This window comes from Sphaerisporangium sp. NPDC051011 (assembly GCF_040653595.1).
In the GTDB taxonomy this organism is placed as follows: Bacteria; Actinomycetota; Actinomycetes; order Streptosporangiales; family Streptosporangiaceae; genus Sphaerisporangium.
Window position 1 is genome coordinate 48,325 of sequence record NZ_JBFAGG010000004.1, and the last position, 16,128, is coordinate 64,452.

At 71.1% G+C, this 16,128-nt stretch carries 14 protein-coding genes; 10 read left to right on the top strand and 4 right to left on the bottom strand.

Annotation, left to right across the window (positions count from 1 at the left end; translation table 11 throughout):
• The 3 genes from AB0H21_RS10585 (at nucleotide 1) to AB0H21_RS10595 (ending at nucleotide 3,404) form a co-directional block, all read left to right on the top strand.
• Nucleotides 1-660, top strand: a complete 660-nt coding sequence (locus AB0H21_RS10585; RefSeq protein WP_358514346.1) for a LysE family translocator — start codon at nucleotides 1-3, stop codon at nucleotides 658-660.
• A 69-nt stretch (nucleotides 661-729) separates the two neighbouring features.
• The gene (locus AB0H21_RS10590) at nucleotides 730-2,097 is read left to right on the top strand and encodes an ATP-grasp domain-containing protein (protein ID WP_358514348.1); all 1,368 of its coding nucleotides are present in this window, start codon (nucleotides 730-732) and stop codon (nucleotides 2,095-2,097) included.
• Complete coding sequence (locus AB0H21_RS10595) at nucleotides 2,094-3,404, top strand: MFS transporter (protein WP_358514350.1); 1,311 nt, start codon at nucleotides 2,094-2,096, stop codon at nucleotides 3,402-3,404. The genes AB0H21_RS10590 and AB0H21_RS10595 overlap by 4 nt, the downstream gene beginning before the upstream one ends.
• Here AB0H21_RS10595 and AB0H21_RS10600 read toward each other — a convergent pair.
• Nucleotides 3,385-4,353, bottom strand: a complete 969-nt coding sequence (locus AB0H21_RS10600; RefSeq protein WP_358514352.1) for a transglycosylase SLT domain-containing protein — start codon at nucleotides 4,351-4,353, stop codon at nucleotides 3,385-3,387. The genes AB0H21_RS10595 and AB0H21_RS10600 overlap by 20 nt on opposite strands.
• 407 nt (nucleotides 4,354-4,760) lie before the next feature.
• On the opposite strand from AB0H21_RS10600, the gene AB0H21_RS10605 reads away from it, so the two are divergent.
• The 3 genes from AB0H21_RS10605 to AB0H21_RS10615 all read left to right on the top strand — a co-directional run bounded on the left by AB0H21_RS10605 (nucleotide 4,761) and on the right by AB0H21_RS10615 (nucleotide 7,755).
• Complete coding sequence (locus AB0H21_RS10605) at nucleotides 4,761-6,074, top strand: hypothetical protein (protein WP_358514354.1); 1,314 nt, start codon at nucleotides 4,761-4,763, stop codon at nucleotides 6,072-6,074.
• 104 nt (nucleotides 6,075-6,178) lie between these two features.
• Nucleotides 6,179-7,153 carry a polyphosphate kinase 2 gene (gene ppk2, locus AB0H21_RS10610; protein WP_358514356.1) on the top strand — a complete coding sequence of 325 codons (975 nt, stop codon included), beginning with the start codon at nucleotides 6,179-6,181 and terminating at the stop codon, nucleotides 7,151-7,153.
• A gap of 170 nt (nucleotides 7,154-7,323) precedes the next feature.
• Nucleotides 7,324-7,755, top strand: coding sequence for an ATP-binding protein (locus AB0H21_RS10615; RefSeq protein WP_358514358.1), 432 nt, complete (start codon nucleotides 7,324-7,326; stop codon nucleotides 7,753-7,755).
• 45 nt (nucleotides 7,756-7,800) lie between these two features.
• Here the strand turns inward: AB0H21_RS10615 and AB0H21_RS10620 are convergent, their stop codons facing one another.
• The gene (locus tag AB0H21_RS10620) at nucleotides 7,801-8,796 is read right to left on the bottom strand and encodes a LuxR C-terminal-related transcriptional regulator (protein WP_358514360.1); all 996 of its coding nucleotides are present in this window, start codon (nucleotides 8,794-8,796) and stop codon (nucleotides 7,801-7,803) included.
• A gap of 128 nt (nucleotides 8,797-8,924) precedes the next feature.
• Here AB0H21_RS10620 and AB0H21_RS10625 point away from each other — a divergent pair, with 128 nt between their 5' ends.
• The 3 genes from AB0H21_RS10625 (at nucleotide 8,925) to AB0H21_RS10635 (ending at nucleotide 12,538) form a co-directional block, all read left to right on the top strand.
• Nucleotides 8,925-10,553, top strand: a complete 1,629-nt coding sequence (locus AB0H21_RS10625; RefSeq protein WP_358514363.1) for an ABC transporter substrate-binding protein — start codon at nucleotides 8,925-8,927, stop codon at nucleotides 10,551-10,553.
• Nucleotides 10,554-10,722: 169 nt separating this feature from the next.
• The gene (locus AB0H21_RS10630; RefSeq protein WP_358514367.1) at nucleotides 10,723-11,649 is read left to right on the top strand and encodes an ABC transporter permease; all 927 of its coding nucleotides are present in this window, start codon (nucleotides 10,723-10,725) and stop codon (nucleotides 11,647-11,649) included.
• Nucleotides 11,642-12,538: an ABC transporter permease gene (locus AB0H21_RS10635; protein WP_358514369.1), complete on the top strand. Its 897-nt coding sequence runs from the start codon at nucleotides 11,642-11,644 to the stop codon at nucleotides 12,536-12,538. Before AB0H21_RS10630 ends, AB0H21_RS10635 begins: the two co-directional genes overlap by 8 nt.
• A gap of 40 nt (nucleotides 12,539-12,578) precedes the next feature.
• Here the strand turns inward: AB0H21_RS10635 and AB0H21_RS10640 are convergent, their stop codons facing one another.
• On the bottom strand, nucleotides 12,579-13,886 hold the full coding sequence (locus tag AB0H21_RS10640) for an aspartate aminotransferase family protein (protein WP_358514371.1): 1,308 nt from the start codon (nucleotides 13,884-13,886) through the stop codon (nucleotides 12,579-12,581).
• A 129-nt stretch (nucleotides 13,887-14,015) separates the two neighbouring features.
• Between AB0H21_RS10640 and AB0H21_RS10645 the strand changes: the two genes are divergently transcribed.
• Nucleotides 14,016-14,921, top strand: coding sequence for a LysR substrate-binding domain-containing protein (locus AB0H21_RS10645; RefSeq protein WP_358514373.1), 906 nt, complete (start codon nucleotides 14,016-14,018; stop codon nucleotides 14,919-14,921).
• A gap of 26 nt (nucleotides 14,922-14,947) precedes the next feature.
• On the opposite strand, the gene AB0H21_RS10650 is transcribed toward AB0H21_RS10645, so the two are convergent.
• Entirely contained in the window at nucleotides 14,948-16,081 is a 1,134-nt protein-coding gene (locus tag AB0H21_RS10650; protein ID WP_358515395.1) for a LuxR C-terminal-related transcriptional regulator, read from the bottom strand.
• Nucleotides 16,082-16,128 lie beyond the last annotated feature (47 nt).

Genomic DNA, 16,128 nt, shown 5'->3' on the forward strand with positions numbered 1-16,128 from the left:
ATGGTCACCCTCGCGTTCGCCGCCGCGTCCCTGGTGGTCATCATGACGCCGGGGCCGGACCTCGCCCTGATCACCAGGCTGGGGCTCACCCGGCGCCGCGCCGCCCCGGCGGTGGCCGCCGCCGCCGGGATGATCACGGCGGGGGCCGTCCAGCTCGCCGTCGGGACGATGGGCCTGGCCGCGCTGCTGGCGGCCGAGCCCTCGCTGTTCACGGCGCTGCGCTGGACGGGCGCGGCGGTGCTCGCCGTCATGGCCGCGCTCGCCCTGCGGTCGGCCCTGCGGCCCCCGCGCCCGCGAGACCCGCAGGACGCGCACGACCTGCAAGCCGCGCACGGCCCGCGCGACCCGTCCGGCCAGGGCGGCGTCCACGGGCGGGCGTTCCTGCAAGGGCTGCTGTGCACCGGGACGAACCCGAAGGTCGGCGTCTTCCTGATGGCCTTCCTGCCGCAGTTCGTCCCGCCCGGGGTGGACCCGGTGCGCGGCGTGCCCGTCCTCGGCGCCGTGTACCTCGCCCTGGGCCTCCTCTGGCTGCTCACCTGGACGGCGCTGGTCGACCGGCTCGCCCGCCGCGCGCACACCCCGGCCGTGGCGCGCGCCGCCGACGGCCTCACCGCCGCCGTGCTCGCCTTCTTCGCGGTACGGCTCTCGCTCGGGAGCTGACCGCGAGGCGATGAGGTGCGCGCGCGTTCCGTCCGACGACCACACCTTCCGAAGGGACCGGTGTTCCCCTTGACGCACGAACCGACGCACGAACCGGAAGACCTGAACGACCCGAAGACGACCACTGCGACGACCGGCACGGACGAGGTCCGCCCGGCGAGGGAGCGGGAGATGGGACTGGACGCCGAGTCCGGCGAGAAGCCGTTGCTCTTACTGATAGGCAGCAGCTCCAAGCGCAACAGGGAGTTCATCCTGCGGTCGGTCGCTCCGCGCTACCGGCTGTGGCTGCTGCAGCCGGCGGAGGTGTCCTGGGAGGCGCCGTACGTCGTCGGCAACACCGTCGTGGACAACACCGGCGCGGACGAGCTCGTCGAGGCGGCCCGCGAGGTCGCCGCCCGCCACGACGTCGCGGGCGTGTTCTGCTACGACGAGGGCCTGGTGTGGCCCGCCGCCTTCGTGAGCCAGGCCCTCGGCCTGCCCGGCAACCCGCCTGAGGTCATCGCGGCCTGCCGTGACAAGAACGCCACCCGCGTCGCCCTGGACCTGGCCGGCGTGCCGCAGCCCCTGTCCATCGGGGTCGCGTCCCTGGACGAGGCGCTGGCCGCCGCCGACAAGATCGGCTACCCGGTGGTGCTCAAGCCGCGCGGCCTGGCGGGCAGCATGGGCGTCAAGCTGGCCGCCGACCCCGAGGAGGTCGCCGCCGCCTACGCCGCCGCCACCGCCGTCTCCTACCCCGGGGTGCCGGTGTACGAGGTGTCCGTCCTGGTCGAGGAGTACGTGGACGGACCGGAGATCAGCATCGACGCGGTCTTCTACGACGGCACGTGCGTGCCGCTGGCCCTCGCGCGCAAGCGGGTCGGCTTCGCGCCGTTCTTCGAGGAGGTCGGCCACCTCGTCGACGCCGCCGACCCCCTGCTCGCCGACCCCGAGCTGGTGGACGCGCTGCGCCGCGCCCACGATGCGCTGGGCTTCCACACCGGCGTGACGCACACCGAGTTCCGGCTCGGCCCGCGCGGCCCGCGCCTGCTGGAGGTCAACGCCCGCCTCGGCGGCGACATGATCCCCTACCTCGGCCACCTGGCCACCGGCGTGGACATCGCCCTGGCCGCCGCCGACGTGGCCGCGGGCCGTGAGCCCGATGTCACGGTCAAGCACCGCAAGGCGGCCACGGTCGCCTTCCTCTACCCCGAGCGGGACCTCACGGTCGAGACCGTGACCGTGAACGAGGACCGGCTCACCCCGCCGGTGCACAGCGCCGAGGTCCTCGCCGACCCGGGCGCGGTGCTGCGCCTGCCCCCGCGCGGCTACATCGCCCGATATGGCCGGATCATCACCCTGGCCGACACCCCCGAGGAGGCCCAGGTGGACACCACGGGCATCATCGAGATCACCGGCCGCCCGCTTCCGGCCCCGGCCGCGGAGGTCACGGCCCGATGAGCGCGGAGCACCCGTCCGTCATCCAGACCGTGCGCGAGATCTCGCGGCCGGCCTGGGTGCTGCTCGCCGGCATGCTGGTCAACCGGCTGGGCAACTTCCTGCAGATCTACCTGGTCCTCTACCTGACCAACAAGGGGTTCGCCACGTACGGCGCGGGCCTCGCCCTCGGCGCCTACGGCGTCGGCTCGGTGCTGGGCGTGCTCGCAGGCGGCGCCGTCTCCGACCGGTTCGGCTACCGGTGGACGATCGTGGCCTCCATGGCGGGCGCGGGCGCGCTGACGACGCTCATCGTCGTCCTGCCCAGCCTGCCGCTGATCGTCGCGGTGGCCGCGGTCGTCGGCGCGCTCGGGCAGGCGTACCGCCCGGCGTCATCGGCGATGCTGGTGGAGCTGACCCCGGAGCGGCAGCACGTCATGGTCTTCGCCGTGTACCGGCTGGCGTTCAACCTCGGCACCACCGCCGGTCCGCTGCTCGGCGCGCTGCTGATCACCTACTCCTACGACCTGATGTTCTACGTCGACGCGGTGACGTCCGTCCTGTTCGCCGTCTTCGCGCTCAGCCTCCCGCACACGGTGGCGGGCAAGGACTCCGCGAAGGGCGAGGACGGCGCGGGCCGCAGGTCGTACCGCGGGGTGCTGGCCGACCGCCGGTTCACCCTGTTCATGCTGGCGCTGTTCCTCAACGCCGTCGTCTACATCCAGCACGTCTCGGTGCTGCCGCTGCAGGTCACCGCGGACGGCCACAGGCCGGAGCTGTACGCGGCGCTGCTGTCGCTGAACGCCGTCGTCGTCATCGCGCTGGAGCTGCCGCTGACCAAGTTCGTGCAGCGGATGCCCGCGAGGCTGGCCGTGGCGCTCGGCGTCGGGCTGGTCGGCGTCGGGATGAACCTGTACCTCGCCGGGCCCGCGGTCGCGATGTTCGTGGTCGCGACGCTCGTCTGGACGCTCGGCGAGATCGTCGGCACCCCGACCGTGTCCGCCTACCCCGGGCAGGTCGCGCCTCCCGGGATGCGCGGGCGGTACATCGCCGCCGCGGCGATGCCCATGCAGATCGGCTACGCCGCCGGTCCGGTGATCGGCGTCACGATGTGGACGCTGTGGCCGGACGGCGTCTGGTGGGGGTCCGGAGTCATCACGGTCTTCGCCGTGCTCGCCGCCCTGGCCGGGATGACCCGCCCCGCCCCGGCCGGCGCGGAGCCGGTGGAGGCGCCCGCGCCGGTGGAATCGGACATGGAATCGGAAACGGAATCGGACACGGACGCGCCGCGGGCCGAGGAGGACCTGGCGGCTAGCTCCGGGGCCCGGTGATGCGCAGGTCGCCGCGCGTGGTCAGCACGAAGACCTGCCAGTTGTAGTACGTGTAGTAGGCGCGCGGGTCGCGCCGCATCGTCCGGGCGTAGCGCTGTACGGCGTCCACGTACCGCTGGTCGTGGTTGTAGGCGTACAGCGCGCGCCGGTAGTCCCGGGGCGCGCCCGACGCGCGCAGGTAGTTGGCCGCACCGAGGACGGCGTCGCGAGGGTCGCGCACGTCGCCGCCCAGGCCGTACGCCTTCCAGGTCGCGGGCATGAACTGCATCGGGCCCTGCGCCCCCGCCGAGCTCGGCGACCTCAGGCGGCCGAACTTGGTCTCCACGAGCATGACCGCCGCCAGCACCTCCCAGCCGACCCCGAACCTGCGCTCGGCCTCCCGCATGTGGCCGCGCAGCTTCTCGGCCTCGGGCGGGTCCTGCGTGCGGAACCTGCCGGGCGTGGACGTCGGACGGGTGAGAGAGAACAGGCTGCGGGCCGCCTCCGCGTCGTCCGCGGCGCGGGCCGCCAGGCGGGAGGGCAGGCGTTCGACGACGCGGCGGGCCAGCTCGGGCCGGTGCCCCATCAGGCGGTACACGCGCTGCTGGTACAGCGACAGCAGCACGACCGGCTCGGGCGGCTCGCCTTCGGCCTTCCCGTCGTCGCCGAGCCAGGCGTCCACGGCCCGCCCGAGCGCGGCCTCGGTCCGCACCAGCTCCCGCGCCAGGCGCTCCGGGCCGGTGGGGACGGCGGCGTCCGGCGCGGGCAAGGCGTCGCCGTGCGCGGACGGCCGCGGCGTCCCCGGGGGAAGGGAGCCGTCGTCGGAGCCCGCGGTTCCGGACGCTCCGGGCTCGGAGGACGTGGACGGCGGGGCGGGGGACGCGGCCGGTCGTGTCGCGGGCGTCACCGGCTCGGTGACCGGGCTCGCGCAGCCGGTCACCAGCAGGCCGGCCACGAGCAGACCGGTCATCAGCGGACCCGCCGACGGCGGGCCCGTCCACCGAGCTCGCCGCCGGCCGATTACCGGCACGGCCGCGTCTGAAAGCCCGTGCAGGTTCACGCCGCGGTTTCCCCGCGATGCCACGTCGATACCCCCCGGAAGCGCCACGCGCCCGACCCTACCCCTCGCCACCTCGCCGCTGGGGGAGGTTCCGCACGCGCCGGACCCGTCCGGGGCAGGGCTCTGACATGGGGACGACACGCGCTTCGTGTGGTTTCGTCCTGGGCCGCGTGCCTTGCCGGGGCACAGGCGAACACGCCGTAACCCGGGGTTGAGTGACCGGTGACCGTACTCCTCCTAGCGTTTCCGTAGCCGGCCGGAGCCGGGGCGGGACGACAGAAAGGGCAGGTCATGCGGGGGCGAACGGCGGAACGCGGATGACGGCGACGACGGGGCGACCGGGCGGCACGCCCGCCGCCGTCCTCACGCTCGCCCTCACCGCCACCCTCACCGTCGCGGCCTCCGGCTGCTCGGACGGTGACGCCCGCGGCCGTGAGGCGGTGACGGCCGCCACGCCTCCGGGCGCCCCGGCGAGCGCCGCGGCCGAGTCGCAGGGCAGGGCCGAGAACGAGCACGCGGCTGAGAAGGCCGCCAAGGAAGCCGTCACCGACGTCTACGCCAACGACCGGCCCGGCATGCTCAGCCCCGAGGTCGCGAAGTTCCCCTCGCGCGTGTACGTGCCGAACAGCGAGAGCGGCACCGTCAGCGTGATCGATCCGAAGACCTACAAGGTGATCCGGGAGTTCCCCGTGGGCCGGCGGCCCCAGCACGTCGTCCCGTCCTGGGACCTGAAGACGCTCTGGGTGAACAACAACGACGGCAACACCCTCACCCCGATCGACCCGGTGACCGGCAGGCCGGGCAAGCCGGTCCCCGTCGAGGACCCGTACAACCTGTACTTCACCCCGGACGGCACGACGGCGCTGGTGATGGCCGAGCGGCTGAACCGCCTGGACTTCCGCGACCCGCGCACCTTCAAACTGCGCGGGTCGATGGACATGCCGTGCCGGGGCATCAACCACGCCGACTTCACCGTGGACGGATCGATCTTCCTCGCGAGCTGCGAGTTCTCCGGCCATCTCGTGGCCGTCGACTGGGCGGCGCGCAAGGTGCGCAAGGTGGTGGACCTCCCAGCCCACCACGACGGGGCCCACCACGACAGGGCCCACCACGACGGTGCTCACCACGACAGGGCCCACCACGACGGTGCCCACCACCTCGGGGCGCGCCGCAGCATGCCGCAGGACGTCAAGCTGTCGCCCGACGGGCGGACGTTCTACATCGCCGACATGGCCATGGGCGGCATCTGGCTGGTCGACGCCGGGAAGTTCCGCGTCGACCGGTTCGTGAGGACGGGCGCGGGCGCGCACGGGCTCTACGTCAGCCGCGACTCCCGCAGCCTCTACGTCTCCAACCGCGGCGAGGGGTCGGTGTCGGTGGTGTCGTTCGCCACGCGAAAGCCCGTCGAGACCTGGCGCATCCCGGGCGGCGGCTCCCCGGACATGGGCGGGGTCTCGGCGGATGGCCGCCATCTGTGGCTGGCCGGGCGCTACAACGGCGAGGTCTACGTCTTCGACACCCGCGACGGCCACGTCGTGCGCAAGATCAAGGTCGGTGCCGGGCCGCACGGGCTGGCGGTCTACCCGCAGCCGGGGCTCCACTCGCTCGGCCACACGGGGGTGTTCCGCTGACCTTCACCGGGACGGCGGCCATATTCGGTGCCGGCCGTCCCGGCGATCCGGATCGTTCACGATCACGTACCGAATACGTCTCAAATGTGTGAAATGCTGACGGTATGGACTTAGGTCAGTCGGACTTCACGCATGCGCACCACCTGGCGACCAGTGAGCTGCTCGACCGGACGCCGGGCCTGTGGGTCGACGCGGGGGACGACGACGATCCCGTCCTGTTCTACGCCGACGGGCGGCCGGTGGACACCTGGCGCGAGCACTACCCCTACACCGAGCGGATGTCGCGCCCCGAGTACGACCAGACCAAGCGGCTGCTCCAGATCGAGCTGCTGAAGCTCCAGTACTGGCTCAAGGACACCGGCGGGCGCCTGGTCATCCTGTTCGAGGGCCGCGACGCCGCCGGCAAGGGCGGGACGATCAAGCGGTTCATGGAGCACCTCAACCCCCGGGGCGCGACCGTGGTGGCGCTGGAGAAGCCCAGCGAACGCGAGCGCACGCAGTGGTACTTCCAGCGGTACGTCTCCCACCTGCCGGCCGCCGGGGAGATCGTCCTGTTCGACCGGTCGTGGTACAACCGCGCCGGGGTCGAGCGGGTGATGGGCTTCTGCACGCCGGACGAGTACGACGAGTTCATGCTCCAGGCGCCGCTGTTCGAGCGCATGCTCGTCCGCGACGGGATCCGCCTGGTGAAGCTGTGGTTCTCGGTCACCAGGCGCGAGCAGCGCACGCGGTTCATCATCCGCCAGGTGGACCCGGTGCGGCAGTGGAAGCTGTCCCCGATGGACCTGCAGTCCCTCGACAAGTGGAACGACTACACCCGGGCGAAAGAGGACATGTTCCTCAACACGGACACCGAAGACGCGCCCTGGACGGTCATCAAGAGCAATGACAAGAAGCGCGGCCGGGTGGAGGCCATGCGCCACGTCCTCAGCCTGTTCGACTACGACAACAAGGACGAGACCGTGGTGGGCACCCCCGACCCGCTGATCGTCCGGTCGGCGTCGGACATCGTGGAGGAGGACGTCTCCGACTCCGACGACGACGGGCACTTCGGCCTGCCGCCCCTGTCGTCCTCCTGAGGTCCCGCGCGGGTGAGGCAGGACCACCCCGTGGAGACCAGGTTCCTACCTTTTGGCGACATCTCCGACGATGATCGCGGCGTCCTTAACACGAGGGTGCGAGCAGATCACTCATCGGGGGTCGAATGACTTCATCACCGTACGGCAGGGCGGGATCGGACAGTGACCGTGTGCTCCACCTCGCGGGGGATCCGGACGCCGTGGCGCGCGCCCGGCGGCTGGTGTCCTCCGCGCTCGGCGCGGGACATCCGCTCCACGACGACTGCGTGCTGCTGACCAGCGAGATCGCCACCAACGCCGTCGTGCACTCCGAGTCGGGGGACGGCGGGACGTTCACGCTCAGCGTGTCCTACTCCGCCGAGTGGGTGCGGATCGCCGTCCAGGACGCGGGCTCGATCGACCCGCCCTTCGGCTGGCGCCCGTCCTCGCCGCTCGACACCGGGGGACGGGGACTGCTGCTCCTGGAGGCCCTGGCGCACCGCTGGGGCTTCATCCGGGAGGCGGGGATCAACAACGTGTGGTTCGAGATGCACGCCGACCTGCTGAGCCCCGAATCCGTCACCCCGAGCAACTCCGGCACGTCCCTGAGGGTCGCCCGCTGACCGCGGCCCCTCAGGGGCGTCCCCGGGTCGTGACGCGTCGCGGGGTCACGGCACGTCGAGGCGGCACAACCCCTCGGCCAGCACCTTCGTCGTCAGGCGGGTACGGCTGTCGCAGCCGAGCTTGGCGAAGATGTGCTCCAGGTGCGTGGTCACCGTCCGGACGCTGAGCACCAGCGCCGCGGCGATCTGCGGGTTGGAGTCGCCGAGGGCGACCCGGGTGAGCACCTCGACCTCCCGGGCGGTCAGGTCGTAGGGGAGTGAGCACGGCCGCTCGGCGATCACCGCCCCATGGATCGCGCCGTGGAACCCCACCCCGGCCCGGTGGACCCGCACCTCCCGCCACTGGCCGGTCGAGTCCAGCCACAGCCCGCGCCGCGACAGCTCGCGCGAGTCGATGAAGTCCCTGGCCAGGTCCACCATCGCCGGCTCGCGCTCGACGGCCTCCGACCCCGGCCACCCGGCCACCGCCCGCCGCCGCCCGCCCCGCTCGAACGCGATGGCGTGGAAGCCCGGCGGCAGACCGAACCGGTCGATGACGCAGCGGGTCAGGTCGGTGACGTGCGCCAGCGTGCTCGCCACCGCGCCGAGCACCGTGCCGGTCTCCGGCGGCAGCGCGCGGCGCGAGTTCACGTGCAGCAGCCCGGTGTAGCGGGCCTTGTAGCGGGCGTCGGTGACGTCGCCGACGAACAGCGGCGCGGTCAGGCCCGAGCGCCAGCCGTAGGGCTCCAGGTGCCTGCGGTAGTAGAGCTCGGTCCCGGGCGAGCCCATGGGCAGCGGGACGCGCGAGGCCATGGCCTGGCGGTAGGGGTCCAGGCGGGCGTACTCCTCGGCGGCGTCCTCGTCGACGCGGGTGTACCCGGAGGACACCAGGCTGCGGTGGCGCCCGGTCGCGGGGTCGTAGGCGACGAACTCGTACGCCTCCACCGGAATGATCTTGCGCAGCGCCGTCATGGCGCCATGCGCCCCCGATCCGCCGGCAACCTGGAATCCCACCTCGGCGAACGCCTGGAGGTGGCGTGCGCTCAGGGTGATGCTATCCATTGACCCTCCGCGATCAGCTTGCCGGACAGAGATCGTTCGGGGAATACGTAATCCTTCCGATGTAGAGCCTTGCCCGCCTATTTAGCCTCTCCGGCATCACGCCGGAGCGACGGAGAGGCAGAAGAACAGTGACGGTCCTGAACAAGGCGCGGGGTGCCACCGTCCTGCTCGCGGCGGCGCTCGCCCTCAGCGCGTGCGGCGGGTCCAGCGGTGACCAGGGCGGTCAGAGCGGACAGGGCGGTCAGAGCGGGCAGGGCGGCAACGGAGGAAAGCAGTTCTCCGTCGCCCTCAACGAGCCCGACCACCTCATGCCCGGCAACACCTCCAGCAGCTACTCGATCACGGTCCTGCAGGCGCTGTTCGACACGCTGGTCGTGATCGACTCCGGCGGGCAGCCGCAGATGCGGGCCGCCGAGTCGGTGACCAGCCAGGACCAGAAGACCTGGACGATCAAGATCAAGCCGGGGCAGAAGTTCCACAACGGCGAGCCGGTCACGGCCGAGAGCTTCGCCGACGCCTGGAACGCCGTCGCGTACGGCCCCAACGCCTGGACCAACAACTACTACTTCACCAACATCGAGGGCTACGCCGACCTCAACCCCGAGGCGGAGGGCGCCAAGCCCGCCACCGACAAGATGAGCGGCCTGAAGGTCGTCGACCCGAACACGCTCGAAGTCCACCTGACCGAGCCCTTCAGCCAGTTCCCGATCACGCTCGCCTACACCGGCTTCGCGCCGATGCCCAAGGCCGCGTTCACCGACCTCAAGGCCTACGACCAGGCGCCGATCGGCAACGGTCCGTTCGCCCTCGACGGCGCCTGGGCGCACAACCGGCAGATCAAGGTCAAGAAGTTCGCCGGGTACGCGGGCGCGCGCCCCGCCAAGTCGGACGCCGTCCAGTTCAAGATCTACGCCAGCCGCGACACCGCGTACACCGACCTGCGCGCCGGCAACGTCGACCTGCTCCAGACCATCCCGCCCGCCGGTTCCGCCGAGGCCAAGAAGCTGCTCGGCGACCGGTACGTCCCGACGGCGAGCGGCACGATGGACTACCTCGGCTTCCCGGTGTTCGACAAGCGGTTCCAGAAGCCCGAGCTGCGCAAGGCCATCTCGATGGCCATCGACCGGCAGGCGATCGTGGACGCCGTCTACAACGGCGCCTTCAAGCCGATGTCCTCGCTGGTCCCCCCGCTCGTCCCCGGCTACCGCGAGACGGCCTGCGGCGAGGCGTGCGTGTACGACCCGGCCAAGGCCAAGGCGCTGTACGACCAGGCGGGCGGCTTCACCGGCACGCTGAACCTCTACTTCTCCAACGCCGACCCGAGCTACGAGCAGTGGATGCAGGCCGTGGCCAACCAGCTCAAGGAGAACCTCGGCATCGCCGACATCCAGTTCCGCAAGATCCCCGCCGCCGACTACCTCTCCACGCTGCGCGAGAAGAAGGAGGACGGGCCGTACCGCAACAACTGGGTCATGGACTACCCGAGCCCGCAGAACTACCTGCAGAACATGTGGGGCGAGGGCAACCGCATGGGCTGGCAGAGCAAGGAGTTCAACGACCTGATCGCCAAGGCCAACGCGGCGTCCGGCATGGAGGCGAGCATCCCGCTCTACCAGCAGGCCGAGGACGTCGCGCTGCGCGAGATGCCGATGATCCCGCTGTGGAACTGGCAGGACCAGGCGGGCTACTCGGGCAAGATCGACGGCGTGAGGATCGACGCCTACAGCCCCAACCTCGACACGATCACGGTCAAGTAGGAATGCGCGCGACGAGGACCCCGCGCCCGGCCCCGCGCCGGCCGGGGCCCTCCCATGCCCACGCCCGTCTCAGCGGGGCGTGCGGGCCGTACGGCGCAACGGTTCCCGCTCGCGGCGGGGGCGCCGGGCCATGCGGTACGGCCCGGCCGTCCAGCGGAGGAGCCGGTACGTGAGGTACGCCGCCGTCCGCCTGCTCCAGGCCGTTCCCGTCTTCGTGGCCACCACCTTCCTCATCTACACGATGGTGTGGGCCCTGCCCGGCGACCCGATCCTCGCGCTCGCCGGGGACAAGCCGCTGCCCGAGAACGTCCTCCAGGCGCTGCGCGACCACTACCACCTGAACGACCCGCTGATCGTCCAGTACGGCCTCTACATGGCCGGGGTGTTCCTGCGCGGCGACCTCGGCGAGACGTTCACCGGTCAGCCGGTCAGCCAGCTCCTCCAGGACCGCTGGGGCGTGACCGCGCAGCTCGCCCTCACCGCGTGGATCTTCGAGCTGGTCGTGGGCATCGGCCTCGGCGTGCTCGCCGGGCTGCGCCGCGGGAAGCTCGCCGACACCGCCGTGCTGGCCGGGACGACGTTCGTCATCGCCGTGCCGGTCTTCGTCGTCGGGTACACCGCCCAGATCGTCCTCGGGCTGAACCTCGGCCTGTTCCCCACCGCCGGCACCGACCAGGGCTGGCCGGTGAGCTACCTGCTGCCCGGCATGGTCCTCGGCTCCTTCGGCCTCGCCTACGTCGCCCGGCTCACCCGGACCAGCGTCGTCGAGAACCTGCGCGCCGACTACGTGCGCACGGCCACCGCCAAGGGCATGCGCCGGTCGCGCGTCATCGGCAGGCACACACTGCGCAACTCGCTCATCCCGGTCGTCACCTACCTCGGCGTCGACTTCGGCAACCTCATGGCGGGCGCCGTCGTCACCGAGGGCATCTTCAACCTGCCCGGCATCGGCCAGCAGGTCTTCCAGTCCATCCAGCTCCAGGAGGGGCCCGTCGTGGTGGGCGTCACCACCCTCCTGGTCATGATCTTCATCCTGGCCAACCTGCTCGTCGACCTGCTGTACGGCGTGCTCGACCCGAGGATCCGCCATGGTTGACCTGAAGGAGTCCGCCGAGGCCGCCGCCCCCGCGCGCGAGGTGCGGGGCTCGCTCTGGTACGACGCCTGGCTCGACCTGCGGCGCCGCGTCCTGTTCTGGATCTCGGCGGTCATCCTCCTGCTCGCCTGCGCCATGGCCGCCTTCCCCTCGCTGTTCGCGCGGCTCGGCCCGAACGAGGGCTGCCGGCTGCGCATGTCCAAGAAGGGCCCGGACGCGACCGCCCTGTTCGGGTACGACCTGCAGGGCTGCGACTACTGGTCGCAGATCGTCCACGGCACCCGCGCCTCGGTGGTCATCGGCATCGCCGTCACGGTCTTCGCCCTGCTCATCGCGGTCGTCCTCGGCCTGCTCGGCGGCTACTACGGCGGCGTCCTGGACGCGATCGTCTCCCGGGTGACCGACGTGTTCTTCGGCATCCCCTTCGTCCTCGGCTCCACGGTGGTGCTCGTCGCCTTCCCCGGGCACGGCATCTGGGCCATGACGATCGTGCTGGTGCTGCTCGGCTGGACGACCATGACCCGGCTGATGCGCGGCCAGGTGATCGCCGTGCGCGACTCCGACTACGTCCAGGCCGCTCGGGCCCTGGGCGCGAGCGACCGGCGCATCATGGTCAAGCACATCCTGCCGAACGCCATCGCCCCGGTGTTCGTGGTGGCGATGCTGAACGTCGGCAACGTCATCTCCGGCGAGGCCACCCTCGACTACCTGGGCGTCGGACTCCAGTACCCCGACGTGTCCTGGGGACTCCAGCTCAACGTCGCCCAGACCTTCTTCTCGGAGTACCCCCACCTGCTGGTCTTCCCGGCCCTGTTCCTCACCGCCACCGTCCTGAGCTTCCTGATGCTCGGCGACGTCGTCCGCGACGCCCTGGACCCGAAACTCCGCTGACCAGGGAGCCGCCGCCCACACGCGACCGCGGACGTTCACGTCATCGGGCGGCGTCGTCGAGCACGGCCCTGAGAGACGCCTCGAGGATGTCCACGCCGGTGTGCAGCTCGTCGTCGCTGATCGTGAGAGGCGGGGCTATGCGGAAGATGCCGCCCATGCCCGGTAGCTGGACGATGTTCATGTGCAGGCCCCGTTCGAGGCAGGCCGAGGTGACCGCGCTGCCCAGCGCGTCGGCGGGCGCCTTGCTCTTCTTGTCCCTCACGAGCTCGACACCTTGGAGCAGGCCACGGCCGCGGATGTCACCGACGACGTCGTAGCCGTCGCGAAGCGCCAGCAGTCGCTCGGTGAGCTGATCGCCCAGCTTCGCGGCACGCTCGACCAGGTTCTCGCGGTGGATGACGTCAAGGACCGTCAGCGCGACGGCGGCCGCCAGCGGGTCGGAGACGTGCGTGGTGTAGAAGAGGAACCCCCGGTCGTGGCAGACCTGCTCGATCTCGGCCGTCGTGACGACGGCCGCCACGGGCAACCCGGCTCCGAGGGTCTTCGACAACGTCAGGATGTCCGGGGTGACCCCGTCACGCTCGAACGCGTACATCGTCCCGGTACGGCCGAGACCGGTCTGCGCCTCGTCGAGGATGAGCAGCATCCCGCGCTCGTCGCACATCTCTTTGAGGCGACGTAGATACCCGGGCGGCAGATCGATGAGCCCACCCGAGGACAGGATGGGCTCGATGAGGCAGGCGGCGAGACTCCCGGCGGACTGCTGGTCGACCAGAGCGAAGCCGTAGGCGAGCTCGGCCTCCCAGTCGTGGGACCCGTCCGAGGACCGGAACGGCGAACGGTAGGCGTTCGGCGTGGGCAGGACGAGGTTCCCCGGTGCGGGCGGACCGTAGCCGCGCCGCCCGGCCGAGAAGGTCGCGGAGGCCGCCCCTTGCGTCATTCCATGCCAGGAGCGGTCGAAGGAGACGATCTCATAGCGGCCGGTGGAGAGCTTGGCCATCTTGATCGCGGCCTCGTTCGCCTCGGCCCCCGTGGTGAGCAGCAACGTCTTGCCCAGCGTGGGGGGCAGGGTCGCGGTGAGCCTGCCGGCGAACTCCACCACCGGAGCGCTGAGCATGCCGCTGTAGAGGTGGTCCAGCGACGCGACCGCGGACGAGACCGTCGCCACGATGTCCGGGTGCGCGTGGCCGAGGATGGAACTCATCTGCCCTGAGGTGAAGTCGAGAATCGGTGCGCCCTGGCGATCGAAGACATACGCGCCAGAGGCGCGTTCTATGACCCGCGGGGTGAAGCCCGATCCGTAGCGGATCAGCAGGCGGTCCGCCTCGTCCCAAAACGTCGTGTCCATCGCCAACCCTCTCTGCCCGCGTCCGAGACGCCGGATGTCTTGCCCAGATGCCATCTTCGATCGGCGGTAAGAGTTATAACAAGCAAACAAATGCCCCTGACCATTCGGCTCTGCCTTACGGTTGGTGCCATGCTCAACCCGCAACGTCTCGCGATCCTGCGCGCGGTCCTGGCGGCCGGGTCGATCAACAAGGCGGCACGGAACCTCAGCTACTCGCCCGCGACGATCAGCCAGCACATGGCCGCTCTGGCGAAGGAAACCGGGCTGATCCTCTTCGAGAAGCGAGGACGCGGCATCGACCCCACCGATGCCGCACGGCACCTGGCAGATCAGGCCCAGCCGCTCCTCGCCGACTTCGAACGCCTCGAACGCGTGGTCGCCGATCTGCGGGGCGGTCAGGCGCAGCATCTGGCGATCGCCTGCTTCGCTTCCGCGGTCGAGCGGTGGATACCCGATGTCGTGCGGACCGTTCGCCGGTACCGGCCGAACCTCACCGTCGAGATCAGCCTCAACGAACCCCTCGACGGGCGCGGCCGCCGGCAACCGGACCTCGACATCCGAACCGAGCCCGCCGACGGAGCCGAAGTGCACCTGGACGGCTACCGGCGTCACGAACTCACCGTCGAGGAGCTCGTCGCCGTGCTCCCGCACGCGCACCCGCTCGCCAATGCCCGCGAAGTCGCTCTCCGGGACCTCGAAGGCGAACCCTGGGTGGATCACGACATCTACGACAGCCCGATCGGGCAGATCATCCTGAGCGCGTGCAGGGCCGCCGGATTCACACCCCGCTACGCCGCCCGCTTGGACGATCACCGGGCGGCGCTGCGACTGGTGGAGACGGGCATCGGAGTCACCGTCCTGCCGCGCCTGGCCGTCGCGGAACTCTCCGGCGGACTCGTCGCCAGGCCCGTGATCCGGCCCACCGTCCTGCGGCGCATCGTCGTCCACGCCGGTGAGGACCGGCGCCGCGGCGACCTCATCGCCCGCGCGGTGGCGCAGCTCCGCGACAGCGCCCGCACGACGGAAACCGCGTAGCGCGGAAGTCTCGCGGCCCCGGCCTCTCAGCCGTTGCTCGTGGCCAGCTTGTCGCGCAGCTGGTGGCGACGCCTGACACCCAGCTTGTGGTAGGCGTTCGAGAGGTGGACCTCGACGGTTTTGATCGTGACATAGAGGCGCTGAGCGATCTGGCTGTTGGTCAGGCCTTCCGCGGCCAGCCCGACGACCCGCACCTCGCTCGGAGTGAGCGACTCGGGACCGGTGAGATAGGCACGCCTGGGACGAGTCCCGGCGGCGACGAGTTCGCTGCGCGCCGCCTTCACGAGAGGAGACGCGTGACAGCGCTGGGCGATCTCCATTCCCTCGAAGAGCAGCGCACGGGCCTCCGCCAGGTTTCCGCTCCGGCGCCGCCACGCGCCCAGATCCACCAGGGCGCGCGCGAGTTCCAGCCGTGCGCCGGACCGGCGAAGCACCTCGACGCCGCGTTCCAGCAGCGTCACGCCGGTGTCCGCCGGTCCGACCAGCCCGGCCACCCGCAGGGCTCGCCCGATCGCGTACGGCGCCCCCCAGCGCTCGGCGAACTCCAGCTCCTCCCGCGCGTACGCCAGCGCCCTGCCGGACTCGCCCATCGCGTGAAGGCACAAGGCCGCCTGAGAACGCCACGCGACGATCCCGGGGTTGACGCCGTAATGACCGGCGAATCTCTCGCCCGCCGCGAGCGCGGCGTCCAAGGCCTGGTCATGATCGCCGCGCGCGGCCAGGATCCTGGCCTGCGCGTGAAGGCAGAAGTGGAGGATCCCCGCCTGCGGCAACCGTGCCGGAAGGCAGGCTTCCTGGAGGACCGCCGAGGCATCGTCGATCCGCCCCTGCTCGACGTGGACCTCGGCGAGGAGTCCCCGCGCGAGGGTCGGCGTGTGCCCCGTCGGCCGGCTCCCGTGCGACCGCAGCGCCTCGCGCAGGTCCCTTTCGGCCTCGGTCAGGTCTCCCCGCCTCAGCCGGCCCATCGCCCGCAGTGTCAGCGACAATCCCAAGGTGGCCACCGATCCCTGCCGGCGCGCCTCCGCGATCACGGCGTCATGGGCGTGGATGCCCGCCTCCGGGTCACCGACCGTCATGGTGAAGTGACCGGCGAGACCGGCCATGGCTCCCTTGGCCACGGCGTCCAGCATCTCCGGATGCGCCAGCGCGGCTATGTCCATCACGATCGCGTCGACCGGGGCGCGCCGGCTTGTGCCGGCGTTCTGGC